The organism is Pseudomonas fluorescens (genome assembly GCF_902497855.1).
Lineage (GTDB): Bacteria > Pseudomonadota > Gammaproteobacteria > Pseudomonadales > Pseudomonadaceae > Aquipseudomonas > Aquipseudomonas fluorescens_BI.
Map to the genome: position 1 here is coordinate 101,923 of NZ_CABVHU010000006.1, position 14,765 is coordinate 116,687.

At 61.5% G+C, this 14,765-nt stretch carries 11 protein-coding genes; 9 read left to right on the forward strand and 2 right to left on the reverse strand.

Annotated elements, in window-relative coordinates:
- Positions 1 to 105 precede the first annotated feature (105 nt).
- The 5 genes from F8N96_RS14060 to F8N96_RS14080 all read left to right on the forward strand — a co-directional run bounded on the left by F8N96_RS14060 (position 106) and on the right by F8N96_RS14080 (position 6,146).
- Positions 106 to 375: a hypothetical protein gene (locus F8N96_RS14060; protein WP_150798309.1), complete on the forward strand. Its 270-nt coding sequence runs from the start codon at positions 106 to 108 to the stop codon at positions 373 to 375.
- Complete coding sequence (locus tag F8N96_RS14065; protein ID WP_191635349.1) at positions 368 to 1,240, forward strand: DUF4123 domain-containing protein; 873 nt, start codon at positions 368 to 370, stop codon at positions 1,238 to 1,240. The genes F8N96_RS14060 and F8N96_RS14065 overlap by 8 nt, the downstream gene beginning before the upstream one ends.
- A complete protein-coding gene (locus F8N96_RS14070; RefSeq protein ID WP_150798311.1) occupies positions 1,237 to 4,668 on the forward strand; it encodes a toxin VasX in 3,432 nt (1,143 codons plus the stop codon). Before F8N96_RS14065 ends, F8N96_RS14070 begins: the two co-directional genes overlap by 4 nt.
- Complete coding sequence (locus tag F8N96_RS14075; RefSeq protein ID WP_224794093.1) at positions 4,661 to 5,848, forward strand: DUF6708 domain-containing protein; 1,188 nt, start codon at positions 4,661 to 4,663, stop codon at positions 5,846 to 5,848. The genes F8N96_RS14070 and F8N96_RS14075 overlap by 8 nt, the downstream gene beginning before the upstream one ends.
- Positions 5,849 to 5,954: 106 nt before the next feature.
- The gene (locus F8N96_RS14080; RefSeq protein ID WP_150798312.1) at positions 5,955 to 6,146 is read left to right on the forward strand and encodes a hypothetical protein; all 192 of its coding nucleotides are present in this window, start codon (positions 5,955 to 5,957) and stop codon (positions 6,144 to 6,146) included.
- Between the two features lie 56 nt (positions 6,147 to 6,202).
- Here the strand turns inward: F8N96_RS14080 and F8N96_RS14085 are convergent, their stop codons facing one another.
- Together F8N96_RS14085 and F8N96_RS14090 are read right to left on the reverse strand one after the other, a co-directional pair.
- Complete coding sequence (locus F8N96_RS14085) at positions 6,203 to 9,481, reverse strand: PAS domain S-box protein (RefSeq protein WP_150798313.1); 3,279 nt, start codon at positions 9,479 to 9,481, stop codon at positions 6,203 to 6,205.
- 74 nt (positions 9,482 to 9,555) lie between these two features.
- Positions 9,556 to 10,446 carry a LysR family transcriptional regulator gene (locus F8N96_RS14090; protein ID WP_150798314.1) on the reverse strand — a complete coding sequence of 297 codons (891 nt, stop codon included), beginning with the start codon at positions 10,444 to 10,446 and terminating at the stop codon, positions 9,556 to 9,558.
- A 148-nt stretch (positions 10,447 to 10,594) separates the two neighbouring features.
- Between F8N96_RS14090 and leuC the strand changes: the two genes are divergently transcribed.
- The 4 genes from leuC to leuB all read left to right on the forward strand — a co-directional run bounded on the left by leuC (position 10,595) and on the right by leuB (position 14,745).
- Positions 10,595 to 12,013 carry a 3-isopropylmalate dehydratase large subunit gene (gene leuC, locus F8N96_RS14095; protein ID WP_064676826.1) on the forward strand — a complete coding sequence of 473 codons (1,419 nt, stop codon included), beginning with the start codon at positions 10,595 to 10,597 and terminating at the stop codon, positions 12,011 to 12,013.
- Positions 12,014 to 12,024: 11 nt separating this feature from the next.
- Entirely contained in the window at positions 12,025 to 12,669 is a 645-nt protein-coding gene (leuD, locus tag F8N96_RS14100) for a 3-isopropylmalate dehydratase small subunit (protein WP_150798315.1), read from the forward strand.
- A 146-nt stretch (positions 12,670 to 12,815) separates the two neighbouring features.
- Entirely contained in the window at positions 12,816 to 13,583 is a 768-nt protein-coding gene (locus F8N96_RS14105) for a class I SAM-dependent methyltransferase (RefSeq protein ID WP_150798316.1), read from the forward strand.
- A 79-nt stretch (positions 13,584 to 13,662) separates the two neighbouring features.
- A complete protein-coding gene (gene leuB / locus F8N96_RS14110; protein ID WP_150798317.1) occupies positions 13,663 to 14,745 on the forward strand; it encodes a 3-isopropylmalate dehydrogenase in 1,083 nt (360 codons plus the stop codon).
- Positions 14,746 to 14,765 lie beyond the last annotated feature (20 nt).

A 14,765-nucleotide genomic window follows, 5' to 3' on the forward strand; every position in this document is an offset into this window, starting at 1 on the left:
ATTCATCGTGGCTCTCTCTTGTTAGCTTTCTCGGCCATTACCGCTCTTTGATGTCGTCATGGATGAGACTCGCGCGGTTGTCGTTCTCAGCTCAAGGATCAGCCTATGTTCGCACCGGCCAATGTTGCTCATTTCGAACTGAAAATCCCCACCGTTCGCAACGATTTCAAGGTGCTGGCCTTTAACGGTACGGAGGCCATCAGCCGCTTGTACACGATCAATATCGAGCTGAGCCAGCGGTTATGCGCCGAGGAAGGCATTGCCTGGCACCTCCAGCCTTCACCCTATGGCCATAGGCTGGAGGAAACCCCTTATCAACCAGGCTCCGGTATTTGCCAAGTCCCCAAACAGCAGAGTGGGGCAGCCCATGCTTGAATTACCGCCATTGCCAGATGATCTGCCCTGGTCGTTGCCGGCCTATCTGCAGTTGGACGGGGTCAGCGCGGCGAATCTGGCGCATCGCCTGCACCGCTGGGATAACCCGGTGTATTGCCTGTACCACGGCACCCGCTGGCATGAGCTGGCGGACATCTCACCCTGCTTGGTCACGCTCAAGGGCGCCGGGGATTCACTGCTGGCGTACTTCCAGGAACATGCCGCGCTGGAATGGGGGTATCTGCTGTTCAGCGAGGCCGACGCGCTAACGCTGTGCAAACATTGGCGCCGCCTGCTCAGTCTTGAGCAGGCGGAGGGCGTGGAAGTCATGCCGCGCATCGCCGATCCAGCCGTCATGCATCCTCTGTTTGACCTTGCGTGCCAAGCCAACAGCGCACGTTGGTTCGGGCCTGTCGCCCACGTCTGCCTGCCCGATGGGGTAGCGGGCGCCTGGCGGCAGCACACCCGCCCCGAACAGGCCCGCGTTGAACCGCAGGCTAATCGATTGACCGATCAGGAGCTTACGGCACTGGGCGAGGTCGAGTTTCGCAACGTCGTCTCAGCCTTGAGTGAGCACTTGCAAGCGCACTTTCCAGCGTTCATGGCGAATTTTCCAGGGCCTGAGTGTCGTCAATATGCACAAAAACTGGCGAGCGAAGCCTACCAGCAAGGCTTTTCCTCAGATCAGGAAATGGCCCTTTACGCGAACGTTTTTGGTTATCTGGCCGGGCAACCGGTGATTGAACATCCTGATATTGCGCAACTGCTGGCGGGGGCGGCAGCGGGCGCCCCATTGGCGCGCGTACAACGCGCCGCCGAGCTGGCCGAAAGCCGTGCTGCCGATCGACAAGGAGGCCTACTGTGAATGCCCGACAACCACCCAAAGTCAGCGCCAATACCGCGGCCATGGCCATGAGCGCCAAGGACGCCCGTTCACCCATCGGGCTGTGCCCCTTGATGGGCCAGAAAGTGCAGTTGTTGCCGCTGCGCTACGGCCTGGTCGAACGCCTCGACCCCTCGGGCGAACTGACCCTGCCGCTCACGCTGAAAAGCCAGCCCCTGGGCATACGGCTGCTGCGTGACGGCTACCTGTACCTCATCGATAACGACACCGGTTACCTGCACGAATACCGCGTCGAACAGGGGCAGATCAGCAAACTGCTGTGGCAGGGTCGGGAAGTGGCTGGCGACACGCGCACCGCGGCGGTCGGCGAGCCGCATTTGGTCTTCACCCGGCAACACCGGTTGTATGCCAGTTATTCGGAAATCCAGTGGACGGCCTTCAAATGCGCGCAAGTGCTCAAGGGCCCCGGCGAGCGTGAACGCTTGATGCAACGCATCGATCTGGCGAGTGCTTGCCCCGTCAATGGCGGTACTGATTTGTTGAGCAAGCTGCAGGCGGAAAAATGGCTCGCGGAAGTGGCGCCACCCCTCCCGCCAACCGCGGGCAAAGGCCCCGAGGCATTGCCCGAGGGCGCCCACCCGCAGGAACGCCAACCCTATAGCTGGGAAGCCACGCCGCTGTTCAAGGAGACTGGGATCGAAGCGCTCACCAGTCGGGTGCTGGGCGTCTACCAGAACGACTATCTGTTTTTGGTCTTGCGCGACGATTTTGGCGTGATGCGCGACCTGGCCAGCGCCCAACTGCAGGTCGCGGACTGGATCGAGCACTGGAGTGCCGACGAGGCGGCCCAGCGCAAATACCTCACCGGCGCTTACATCCAGTCTTTGTATGAGGCGGGTCCGGCGCGTCTGCAAGCCTTGGCGACCACTAACGCTGAAGTCAAAGACCTGCAGGAGGCCCTCAGCCCGCAACAGCAGACGGCTCTTCATGATTACTTGCGGGCCAAACGTGAGCATGCAAGGCCGTCAATCTATGGCGATGAGCAGGCCTGGCGCAAGGCGGCGGCCAGCGATCCTTACGCGCGTGCCTTCGTCAACCTGCTCGATGCCTTGGGCGAAGCGCTGTGGCAAAAACATCAAAGTGCCATCGCCAGCCTCCACCTGCAAACCTGGGAGGCGCTGAACGGCAAGGCCATCGGCGAGCGTGGTATCGATCAACTGGTCAAGCGGGCCGAGATGCAAAAGTTCGTCCGCCAGCAGCAAACGCTGCTCAGCCATTGGCAACAGCGCCTGCAAGCCATACGTGAAGACCGCTTGAACATGATCGCCAGCGGCCATTTTCACCGAGCCGCCTGGTATTACGACTTCCAGCACGACGCGCTGATCCAGCATCGCCTGGAAACCGAATTCGTTTGCGTGGCAGCCCTGTGCAGCGATCGTGACGCGACGGAAAAGCTCGCCGCCTTCCTCGAACAAAACCCGCTCACCGTGGTCCCGGGGCTGGAAACCCTGCCCCTCGCCGAACAGCTGGATGTGAGCAAGAAACTTCTGGATCTGAGCAACTTCTCGATCAAGGTCGCCACGGCCCCGGACAGCCTGGCCAACGTCAATGCGCTGGCCAATCAGTTCAACAGCCTGATGAACGAACGGCTGCCCAACTATGGGGATCTGAATACGCGGTTCAAGGGGCTGCAGAGTTTGTTGGATGGGGCGTATAACCCGGCCAGGCAACTCAGCATTGCGGACGAGCTAGACACCGCTCATAACGCACTAACGCAGCGACAGCAGATCGATCCCGACAGCTTCCTCCGTGACCTCGGCCAACCGGCGCGCCTGCAACTGTTGCGCGAGTTTTCCCGCAGCGGCCTGACCCTGCGGGCGGCGTCGGCTGACGAAATCCAGGCCTTCAACAAGACCCGCGATGCCGCCCTCGATCTGCGCCGCCAGCTCAAGCGCGCCTACAAGCTGCGCCGTGAGGAGTTGTCGCGGCAAACCCATGGCTTGAGCGCGCCGGGCAGCGAGCGGGTGCATAACCAGCGGATCAATGAGCTCAAGGCCGCGCTGCTGCCGCTGGAAGAGCGCCTCAGCCGGGCGTTGACGGTGGGTGGCGGCGGGCGCCGGCAGATCGGTACGGTGGTCGACGGCATGGACCCGGCGCTGCGTAAGGAAATGCAGCGTACGGTGCGGGATTTCCGCGCGACGGGGACGTTCGGCAAGCCGCTGAGTAGCGCCCTGAAGTCCGGAGGGGATGGGATTGCTTTGTTGCTGTTTGTGTATCAGGGGCAGAAGTTTGTTGAGGCGTTGAGTTCGATCCTGAAAAAGGATAACCGCTCCTTAACTGATGCAGTGGCTTTCGCTGAATCATTCTTCGGTATGTCGGCCGCGGGCTTTGCGGCGGTACAGGGTCTGTCGGTGACAATCCTTCAAGCGCATATCGAGCAAATGGACAGTGCCGCCGGCAAACTCAATACCATGAGCCGGTTGGGGCGCTGGACAGGGCTTGCAGGAGACGCCGCGTTTGTAGCGGGTGCTCTGGCCGCTGCTTTCGATTTAGGCAAGCATTCCCAGCAATGGGGCAAAGCGCTCGCCGAAGGTAATCACCAGGCGTTAGCCGCCACGACCTTACAGATTGCGGGCGACGGTATTCTGGTGGGCACCAACACCTGGGGCGCCAAACACACAACATCGATCATCAGCCAGATCCTCAAGAAGCCCGCCCAACTGCGGGCCCTGGCCTGGGCCGAAGCCAGTCCGCGGCTGCTGAGCATCGCCGCCAAAGCCAACCTGGTGGGCCTGATCGGTACGGCCCTGCAACTGGTGGGCGAAGGCTTTTACAACTACTTCAACCTGGACGCCCTGCAAAAATGGCTGCAAGCCAGCGCCTGGGGCAGGGCCAACCTGCAACGCAGCCTGGCCGAGGACTGGAGCACCCTGGCCCGGGTGGTACAACAACCGACCTGTGAGCTGGTTCGCGAAGGCCAGCGCACTTACCTGCAACTGCGACTGCCGGGTGTGCGTACGCGGGAAATGGACAGCCGCCAACTGCACCTGCAGGCCTTTCATCAAACCCGCGATCGGCAACCCCAACCCTACAGTCGGCATGCACCGCCCCCCCGTTGGCAGGAAAACAGTGCGGCCTGGGCTGCGGTGACCGTGGTCGCCAGCCAGGCAGACGAAGCGCTGACTCTTCAGATGCCGATCAGCGAAGCCCAGCAAACCTCTGATTTCGCTTTGGCGCTCAACATCCGCTACCAGCTGGAAGCCGAACGCAACTTGTTTCACCACACCAACTTTGTCCTGCGCGACCTGCGCATTGCAATGGTGCGGGGCGTACGGTTGCCGGCCCTGGGCCGGTTTACGCTTGATCCCGTGGACACCTTGCCCAGCGGTCTCGGCAAGGCGCTCTTCTGGGGGTGCAAGCGCGAAGAAATGGCGGCGGTCGATGATTAACCGACTGTTCAAACGCAGAAAACCGCCGCAATCCCCAGAGTCGACACCGGACGTCCGCAGCCAGCGGCCCGGTGCCGGGGAGTTGCGGCTCAGGGGGCTGAATGAAACCCTGTTCCTGGCGCCATTGCCGGTCTACACCGGGCAGGCGCAGGTGTCTCGACGTAATTTTTCGGCGATGAATGAGACCTATCTGGAATTGGGGGGAAGCAACTACGGGATGGTGGAACTGGGGAAAAGATTGGCGGTGATGATTTGGTTTGTGTTGTTCGCGGCTTTCATTGCCCCGGGCTTATTGATCATGTATGGAGTAATCTTTTATTCAGAAAACTTCAAAGACCCTTTGCATGATCTACTCATTTTTTTTGAGGTGGGTATCGGCATTTGCCTGTTATCCCTGATTCCGATTGGCGCCTACGTCTACGGCATGCTCTCCAATGTCCGAACCCTGGCCAAAAGCTATCCAGTCCGCTTCAACCGCCAACGCCGCGAAGTTTGCTACATCGACGACACCACCCATCGAGTGCTGATCGTGCCTTGGGAAAACGTGGTGGCCTGGGTCGCCCGCAGCCAGGGCGTGACCAGCTACGGCGCGATGCGCGATTACACCTTCGGCATGGGACTGGAGGACGAAGAGCGCGACACCGTGCAGTTTATATTGTCGGCCCAACCCAGCGATGCGCATGCGCTGGGCATGTGGACGTCGATCCGCAACTTCATGGAGGACGGGGAATTGGTGGATACGCCCAATCCCATGCTGGCCGCGCTGGGCATCACCCTGACCGAGGACGAGCTCAAGCCTTACGAAGGGCTGCACACCTTTGAAATCGAACGGCTCGACGCCAGGGCATTGGGTAGGCTGGACGACGGAGGAGGCGATCTGACTGCCGAAGAGCGCAAGCGTTGGGGTTACTCCAAACGCTCCCACTGGCCTCTGCGCTGGTGGTACGTCAGACGGGTGATAGTGTTCTGGAAAATGCCCTACCTGATCGCCGAATGGGCCCACCGCAAGGGCCGCCCGACCCTGCCTGAATGCGTGCAAGCCTGGTCGCAACCGCTGCCTCGCGAACAATGGGCTCAGCCCAGCCCCGCCCTGCAAAAAGCCAACGCCCTGGTCAAGACCGCCATGGACAAAAAAGGCGCGAGTTTCGTCGACGCCTGCAAGGCGGCGGGGCTGCATTGAACCTGCACTGCACACATCGCCCGGTGGCCGGCTGCAAGCCAGCGCCTGGGGCACGGCCAACCTGCAACGCTGTCTGGCCGAAGACTGGAGAGCTCTGGCCAGGGTGGTGCAACAACCGACCTGCGAACTGGTTCGCGATGGCCAGCGCACCTACCTGCAACTGCGACTGCCGGGGGTGCGCACCCGGGAAATGGACAGCCGTCAACTGCACCTGCGGGCCTTTCATCAAAGATGGGGCAATGTTCTGGAGGTGCGACCTTGCCCCGGCCGGCGTTCCGATGATGGACGTCAACGGTAACGCGTGGTGTCAGGCAGCACGTGTCGTCCATTCGTTCTTCGCGAGCAAGCTCGCTCCTACAGGAGGAGTTTTTGAAATTCCTCCACCGGCAACGGCCGGCTGTGCAGATACCCCTGATAGAAATGACAGCCCAGACCCTGCAGGAAATCCAGCTGGTCCTGGGTTTCCACCCCTTCGGCGATCACCTTCAATTCCAGGCTGCGGGCCATGGCGACGATGGCGCGGATGATCTCGGCATCGTTGGGGTCGGTGGTGGCGCAGCGTATGAAGGACTGGTCGATTTTCAGGGTGTCGACCGGCAGGCGCTTGAGGTAGGTCAGCGAGGAGTAACCGGTGCCGAAGTCGTCCATGGCAAAGCTCACGCCGAGTTTTTTCAGGCGGCGCATTTTGCTGATGGTGTCTTCCAGGTTCTGGATGACGATGCCTTCGGTGATTTCCAGTTTCAGCAGCGAGCAGGGCAGGCCGTGACTGGCGAGGCTGTGTTCGATGCGTTCGACGAAGTCGTTCTGGCGGAATTGCCGTGGGCTGATGTTCACGCACAGGCTGAAGTCGAGGGGGTCGATCAGGTCTTTGCGGACCAGCTGTTTGAAGGCGGCGCAGACCTCGTCGATGATCCAGGTGCCCACTTCGAGGATCAGCCCGCTGTCCTCCAGCACCTTGATGAACTCCGTGGGCGACTGCGCGCCGAATTCCGGATGGTCCCAGCGCACCAGCGCCTCGGCGCCGACGATGCGGCCGTTGCGCGCGTCCACCTGCGGTTGGTAATTGACGCGAAACTCGCCGCGGGACAGGGCCTGGCGCAGGTCGGTTTCCAGGCGCAGGCGTTGGCTCGCGGCCTTCTGCATGGTGTTGTGATACATCTGCGTGGTGTTGCGGCCCGAATCCTTGGCCCGATAGAGCGCGATGTCGGCGCGCTTGAGCAGGTCGGTCGGGGTCGAGCCGTGATCGGGAATCAGTGCGATGCCGATGCTCGGGGTCACTTGCAGGCGCTGGCCGTCGAGGAACATCGGTTGGGACAGCAGTTCACGCAAGGTGTCGGCCAGATCCAGGACCTGATCGCTGACGTCGTTGCGCGAGCCTTCAAGGCCGCTGAGCAGCACCACGAACTCATCACCCCCCAGCCGCGCAACGGTGTCCTCCATGCGCACGCTGGCTTCAAGGCGCGCGGTGATGATTTTCAGCACCGTATCGCCCACCGGATGGCCGAGCGAATCGTTGATGTGCTTGAAGTGGTCGAGGTCGAGAAACATCAGGGCGCCGCGCAGGTTGTGGCGCTTGAGCAGGGCGATCTGCTGGCTCAGGCGATCCATCAGCAGCGCGCGGTTGGGCAGGTTGGTCAAGGGGTCGTGGTAGGCCAGGTGGCGGATCTGCGCTTCGGCATTTTTCAGCAGGCTGACGTCCCGCGCCGTCAGCAGCAGGCAAGCGGTTTCGTTCAGAGTGATGGGTTCCACCGAGACTTCGACGGTCAGCAATTCGCCGCGTTTATTGCGCCCGAGCATCTCCAGGTGATGAACCCGGCCCTTCATGTGGAGCTCGGCCAGCAGCGTCGAGCGTTGTTTTTCCTCGGCCCAGATGCCGACCTGGTACACCGTGCGGCCGATCACTTCGTCGGCGCGATAGCCGGTCAGGCGGCAGAAGCCATCGTTGACTTCCAGATAGCGTCCGGTGTCGCGCTCGGTGATGGTGATGGCGTCGGGGCTGGAGTGGAAGGCCTTGGCGAACTTCTCTTCGCTGGCCTTGAGCGCCGCTTCCGAGCGTTGCTGCTGGGTGATGTCGCGCAGGGTGGTGACGATGCACGGCTGGTCGCCGACGCTGATCTGGCGGCTGGAAATCACGCAGGTCAGGGTCTGCCCGTCTTTGTGCTGGATCAGGATCGCGACATTGTTCAGGCCTTGTTCGCGGATGACTTGTTCGATCCGCCGCAGGCTTTTCGCCGAAGCGTCCCACAGGCCGATTTCGTCGGCACTGCGACCAATCACCTCGGCGGTGCTCCAGCCGAAGGTCTGGGTGAAGCTGGAGTTGATCTCGATGAACAGGCCGGTGTCCTGGTGGGTCACGCAGATCGGATCCGGGCTGACCTGGAACAGGGTGGCGAATTTCTCTTCGGAGGCCACCAGGCGCTGTTCGCGTTCCACTTGATCGGTAATGTCGAGCAGCGTGCCGGCCATGCGCAGCGGCGCGCCCTTGTCATCGCGGTACAGTCGGGCGCGGCTTTCCAGGTAGCGTGAACTGCCATCCGCCAGTTGCACGCGGTAAGTCAGTTGATAATTGCCGGCCGGGCCTTCGCGCAGGCTGCGGTAGGCGTCGCGCATGCTGTCGCGTTCTTCGCCGGGCACGCCTTCGAAAAAATCGTCGAAGGATTCATGAAAAGGTTTGGCTTCCAGCCCGTGCAGTTGGGCGGCGCGCGCCGAACCGTAGAGCATGCCGCTGGGAATGTGCCAGTCCCAGGTGCCCAGCTGCGCGGAATCCAGGGCCAGGTCGAGGCGTTCCTGGCTGTCTTTGAGGGCGTGTTCGGCGGCTTTGCGTTCGGTGGTGTCAAGGAAGGTACTGAGCAGATAGGGCTGGCCTTCGAGCTCGACTTTCTGCGCGCTGAGGATGCCGTCGTGGACCTGGCCGTTGCTGGCGCGAAACTGCACCTCCATGCTGGTCAATTCGCCCTTGGCCTTGGTGGCCTTGACCAGTTGCGCCCGTTGTTCCGGGTGCACCCACAGGCCCAGTTCGAGGGTGGTGCGGCCGATCGCGTCTTGCACCGGCCAGCCGAACAGGCTTTCGAAATACTGGTTGGCTTCGCTGATCAGGCCGTCTTCCTGGCGGGTCAGCAACACCATGTTCGGGCACAGGTGAAACAGCGTGGCGAAACGTTTTTCCGAACTGCTCAGGGCCTGTTCACGCTGACGCTGGTGGGTGATTTCGCGGATGACGCCGATCATCCGTGGCCGGCCGTCTTTATCCGGCAGCAGGCTGCCGTTGATTTCCAGCCAGTGCAGGCTGCCGTCGGGCCATTGAATGCGGTGGTGCATCGCCTGTTCCAGCGGGGCGCCGGCGATCACCGCGTGGAACGCGCGAATGGTTTTCGCCCGGTCCTCGGGTGGCAGCAGGTCAAGGTATTCCAGATCGGCCGGCAGCGGTTGCCGGGGATCGAAGCCGAACAACGCCTGGGTGCCCCGGGACCAGCTGATCTGCCCGCGTTCGATGTCCCAGTACCAGGCGCCCAGGTGCGCGCCGTTGAGGGCGGCCAGTAATTGCGGCGCACTTTCCCAGCTCTGCTCGGACCGTTTCGGGTCCAGCGCCTGAATACGCGGCATCGGCGGAATTCGGTCAACAGATTTCGGCATTTTCAAGCCTTGGCTGAATTGGACGTTAGGTACCGGCGTTCACGGCGCAATTGATTCTATAGACGTAGCACAGCTTAGCCCTGAATCCCTGGCCCATCGATTTGTGCATCCAGCAGGGCCATAAAGGCCCGTGCCGCATTCGAGAGCGTCCGTTCGGTGTGCAAGATATAGCCTAGCTGGCGAGTCAGTTGTATGCCCGGTAAAGGTACTCGTGCTACTTGCTCGTCGAGCATGGTGCGCGGCAACACGCTCCAGGCCAGGCCGATCGACACCATCATCTTGATCGTTTCCAGATAATTGGTGCTCATGGCGATGTTCGGCGTCAGGCCCCGGGCTTCGAACAGGCGCTGGACGATGTGGTGGGTAAAGGTGTTGCCGCCGGGGAAAACCGCCGGGTGCAGGGCGATGTCCGCCAGGCTGACCGGGCCGTTGCTGATCAGCGAATGCTCCGGGGCGACCACGAAATCCAGCGGGTCGTCCCATACGGGCGTGGCCTTGACCAGGGCGTGGGGCTCCGGCGCCAGGGTGATGATCGCCAGTTCGGCGCGGCCATGAAGGATTTCTTCGTAGGCCACTTCCGAGTCGAGGAACTGAATATCCAGCGCCACTTCTGGATAGCGCCGGGTGAACTCTCTTAATAAAGGCGGCAGGCGGTGCAGGCCGATGTGGTGACTGGTGGCCAGGGTCAGGCGGCCGCTCACTTCGCCGGTCAGGTTGGTCAGGGCGCGGCGGGTGTCGTCCAGCACGTTCAGAATCTGATAGGCCCGGGGCAGCAAGGCGCGGCCGGCCTCGGTCAGGCCGACTTCACGTCCCAGGCGATCGAACAGGCGCACCTTCAATTGCTGTTCCAGCCCGGCGATGCGTTTGCTGATGGCCGGTTGCGTGAGGTGCAGCCGCTCGCCGGCGCCGGAGAAGCTGCCGGTCTCGGCAATCGCTATAAAGGCATTGAGGTTGGCCAGGTCCATTGTCGTATTCCAGTTGGTTATCCAAAGCATAAAAAATATGAATTTGAGTTATTTAATGTAACCCCCTAGGATCGACCTCACAAGCCAAAGGGTTATTGAAGCATTCAAAGCCCGGGGCATAGAAACAAGCTGATGAGGAAACCGTCTGATGGCCGGCAAAACGCTCTACGACAAGCTCTGGGATTCGCACTTGGTCAAGCAGCGCGACGATGGCTCTGCGCTGATCTACATCGATCGTCACATCATCCATGAAGTGACCTCGCCGCAAGCCTTCGAAGGCCTGCGCCTGGCCGGGCGCAAGCCTTGGCGCATCGATGCCAACATCGCGACCCCGGACCACAACGTACCGACTACGCCGGAGCGCAAGGGCGGCATCGAAGCCATTGCCGACGAGGTCTCGCGTTTGCAGGTGCAGACCCTCGACGATAACTGTGACGAATACGGCATCGTCGAATTCAAGATGAATGACGTGCGCCAGGGTATCGTCCACGTCATCGGCCCGGAGCAGGGCGCCACCTTGCCGGGCATGACCGTGGTCTGCGGCGACTCCCATACCTCGACCCATGGCGCATTCGGCGCATTGGCGCACGGTATCGGCACCTCCGAGGTCGAGCATGTGCTCGCCACCCAGTGCCTGGTCGCCAAGAAAATGAAAAATATGCTGGTGTCGGTCGAGGGTAAATTGCCGTTCGGCGTGACCGCCAAGGACATCGTCCTCGCCGTGATCGGCAAGATCGGCACCGCCGGCGGTAACGGCCATGCCATCGAGTTCGCCGGTAGCGCGATTCGCGACTTGTCCGTTGAAGGCCGCATGACCATCTGCAACATGTCGATCGAGGCCGGTGCGCGCGTCGGCCTGGTGGCGGCGGACGAAAAGACCGTGGAATACGTCAAGGGCCGTCCATTCGCCCCGAAAGGCGCGGAATGGGACCTGGCTGTCGAAGCCTGGAAAGACCTGGTGACTGACAAGGATGCGAAGTTCGACACCGTCGTCGAACTCGACGCGACCCAGATCAAACCGCAAGTCAGCTGGGGCACCTCGCCCGAGATGGTGTTGGCCGTTGATCAGAACGTGCCGGACCCGGCCAAGGAAATGGACCTGGTCAAGCGTGGCTCCATCGAGCGCGCCTTGAAGTACATGGGCTTGACCGCCAATCAGGCGATCACCGACATCCAGTTGGACCGGGTGTTTATCGGTTCCTGCACCAACTCGCGGATTGAAGACCTGCGTGCGGCGGCAGTGATCGCCAAGGGCCGCAAAGTGGCGTCGACCATCAAGCAGGCCATCGTAGTGCCGGGCTCGGGCCTGGTGAAGGCTCAGGCCGAATCGGAAGGCCTGGACAAGATCTTCCTCGATGCCGGTTTCGAATGGCGTGAGCCGGGCTGCTCGATGTGCCTGGCGATGAACCCGGACCGTTTGGAAAGTGGCGAGCATTGCGCTTCGACCTCCAACCGTAACTTCGAAGGCCGTCAGGGCGCCGGTGGCCGTACCCACCTGGTGAGCCCGGCCATGGCCGCCGCCGCCGCTGTGAACGGTCGTTTCGTCGACGTCCGTGAATTGATCTAAAGGAGCGCAGCATGAAAGCTTTTACCCAGCACACTGGACTTGTCGCGCCTCTGGATCGTGCCAACGTCGACACCGACCAGATCATTCCCAAGCAATTCTTGAAGTCGATCAAGCGCACGGGTTTCGGCCCGAACCTGTTCGACGAATGGCGCTACCTGGATGTGGGGCAGCCGTATCAGGACAACTCCAAGCGTCCGTTGAACAAGGACTTCGTGCTCAACGCCGAGCGTTATCAAGGCGCCAGCGTGTTGCTGGCCAGGGAGAACTTCGGTTGCGGCTCCAGCCGCGAACACGCGCCGTGGGCGCTGGAAGAGTACGGTTTTCGCAGCATCATCGCGCCGAGCTATGCCGATATCTTCTTCAACAACAGCTTCAAGAACGGCTTGCTGCCGATCATCTTGAGCGACGCTGAGGTCGATGAGCTGTTCCAGCAGGTTGAAGCGACGCCTGGGTACCAGTTGCAGGTCGATCTGGAAGCCCAGACCGTGACCCGTCCGGATGGCAAGGTGCTGCACTTTGAAATCGACGCGTTCCGTAAGCATTGCCTGCTCAATGGGCTGGACGATATCGGGCTGACGTTGATGGACCACGAGGCGATTGCGACGTTTGAAGCCAAGCATCGGGCCAGTCAGCCTTGGTTGTTTCGCGACGCCTGAGCAATTGATGTAGGCCGTTATGGCCCCTTCGCTGGCAAGCCAGCTCCTACAGGTTTTGTGAACGCCGCAAATCACTGTAGGAGCTGGCTTGCCAGCGAAGGGGCCCGCAAAGACACCACAAGACTAACCCCCAAAAAGGAAGTCCCATGACCAGCACCCCCCAGCACACCCAGGTCGTCCAAAAGCAATTCGGTGAACAGGCCGCCGCCTACCTGAGCAGCGCCGTTCACGCTCAAGGCACCGAATTCGCCCTGCTACAGGCTGAACTGGCAGGGCAGGGCGACGCCCGGGTGCTGGACCTCGGCTGCGGCGCCGGTCACGTGAGTTTTCACGTGGCCTCGCTGGTCAAGGAAGTGGTGGCCTACGACCTGTCCCAGCAGATGCTGGATGTAGTCGCAGCCGCCGCTGTCGACCGTGGCCTGAGCAACGTGACCACGGTCAACGGTGCCGCCGAGCGCCTGCCGTTCGCCGATGGCGAGTTCGACTTCGTGTTCAGCCGTTATTCGGCGCACCATTGGAGCGACCTCGGGCTGGCCCTGCGGGAAGTCCGGCGGGTGCTGAAACCGGGCGGGGTGGCGGCGTTCGTCGACGTGTTGTCACCGGGCAGTCCGCTGTTCGACACTTACCTGCAAAGCGTCGAAGTGCTGCGCGACACCAGCCATGTGCGCGATTATTCTGCCGGCGAGTGGTTGCGCCAGGTCAGCGAAGCGGGGTTGCATACCCGCAGCACCACGCGCCAACGCTTGCGACTGGAGTACACCAGCTGGGTCGAGCGCATGCGCACGCCGCCAGTGATGCGCGCCGCGATCCGCGAGTTGCAGCAGTCGATGGGCAATGAAGTGCGCGAATATTTTGAGATTGAGGCCGATGGTTCGTTCAGTACCGATGTACTGGTGCTGATGGCCGAACGCTAAGCGCTGAGCGATAGCCGCTGAACGATAGAATTTTTCCGGGTGTGCCTAAGGGCGCACCGACTGATGACATGAGGAAAGCATGAGCAAGCAGATTCTGATTCTCCCAGGTGACGGTATTGGCCCGGAAATCATGGCCGAAGCGGTCAAGGTGCTGGAACTGGCCAACGCCAAGTACAGCCTGGGCTTCGAGCTGAGCCACGACGTGATCGGCGGCGCGGCCATCGACAAGCACGGCGTGCCATTGGCCGACGAAACCCTGGAGCGTGCCCGCGCAGCCGATGCTGTGTTGCTGGGTGCCGTGGGCGGCCCGAAGTGGGACGCCATCGAGCGTGACATTCGCCCGGAGCGCGGCCTGCTGAAGATCCGTGCGCAACTGGGCCTGTTCGGCAACCTGCGTCCGGCGATCCTCTACCCGCAACTGGCCGAGGCTTCGAGCCTGAAGGCGGAAATCGTTTCCGGCCTGGACATCCTGATCGTGCGCGAGCTGACCGGCGGCATCTACTTCGGCGCGCCACGCGGCACCCGCACCCTGGAAAACGGCGAGCGTCAGTCCTACGACACCCTGCCGTACAGCGAAAGCGAAATCCGCCGCATCGCCCGTGTCGGTTTCGACATGGCCATGGTCCGCGGCAAGAAGCTGTGCTCGGTGGACAAGGCCAACGTCCTGGCTTCCAGCCAGCTGTGGCGTGAAATCGTCGAGGAAGTGGCCAAGGATTACCCTGAAGTCGAACTGAGCCACATGTACGTCGACAACGCCGCCATGCAACTGGTGCGTGCACCTAAGCAGTTCGACGTGATCGTCACCGACAACATGTTCGGCGACATCCTGTCCGACCAGGCGTCGATGCTCACCGGTTCCATCGGCATGCTGCCATCGGCCTCCCTGGATACCCACAACAAGGGCATGTACGAGCCGTGCCACGGTTCGGCGCCGGACATCGCAGGTAAAGGCATTGCTAACCCGTTGGCGACCATTTTGTCGGTGTCGATGATGTTGCGTTACAGCTTCAACCAATCGGGCGCCGCAGACGCGATCGAGAAGGCTGTGAGCCTTGTTTTGGACCAAGGGCTGCGCACAGGCGACATCTGGTCGGCCGGTTGCACTAAAGTCGGTACGCAGGAAATGGGCGACGCAGTAGTCGCCGCGCTGCGGAATCTGTAATCTCTTGGGCCCGCTGCCAC

What these genes read in the sequence shown, in the direction of transcription:
- leuC (WP_064676826.1), top strand. Translation starts at nt 10,595, where the DNA reads ATGGCCGGCAAAACGCTCTACGACAAGCTCTGGGATTCGCACTTGGTC.
- F8N96_RS14060 (WP_150798309.1), top strand. Translation starts at nt 106, where the DNA reads ATGTTCGCACCGGCCAATGTTGCTCATTTCGAACTGAAAATCCCCACC.
- F8N96_RS14065 (WP_191635349.1), top strand. Translation starts at nt 368, where the DNA reads ATGCTTGAATTACCGCCATTGCCAGATGATCTGCCCTGGTCGTTGCCG.
- F8N96_RS14105 (WP_150798316.1), top strand. Translation starts at nt 12,816, where the DNA reads ATGACCAGCACCCCCCAGCACACCCAGGTCGTCCAAAAGCAATTCGGT.
- F8N96_RS14090 (WP_150798314.1), bottom strand. Translation starts at nt 10,446, where the DNA reads ATGGACCTGGCCAACCTCAATGCCTTTATAGCGATTGCCGAGACCGGC.
- leuD (WP_150798315.1), top strand. Translation starts at nt 12,025, where the DNA reads ATGAAAGCTTTTACCCAGCACACTGGACTTGTCGCGCCTCTGGATCGT.
- F8N96_RS14085 (WP_150798313.1), bottom strand. Translation starts at nt 9,481, where the DNA reads ATGCCGAAATCTGTTGACCGAATTCCGCCGATGCCGCGTATTCAGGCG.
- leuB (WP_150798317.1), top strand. Translation starts at nt 13,663, where the DNA reads ATGAGCAAGCAGATTCTGATTCTCCCAGGTGACGGTATTGGCCCGGAA.
- F8N96_RS14075 (WP_224794093.1), top strand. Translation starts at nt 4,661, where the DNA reads ATGATTAACCGACTGTTCAAACGCAGAAAACCGCCGCAATCCCCAGAG.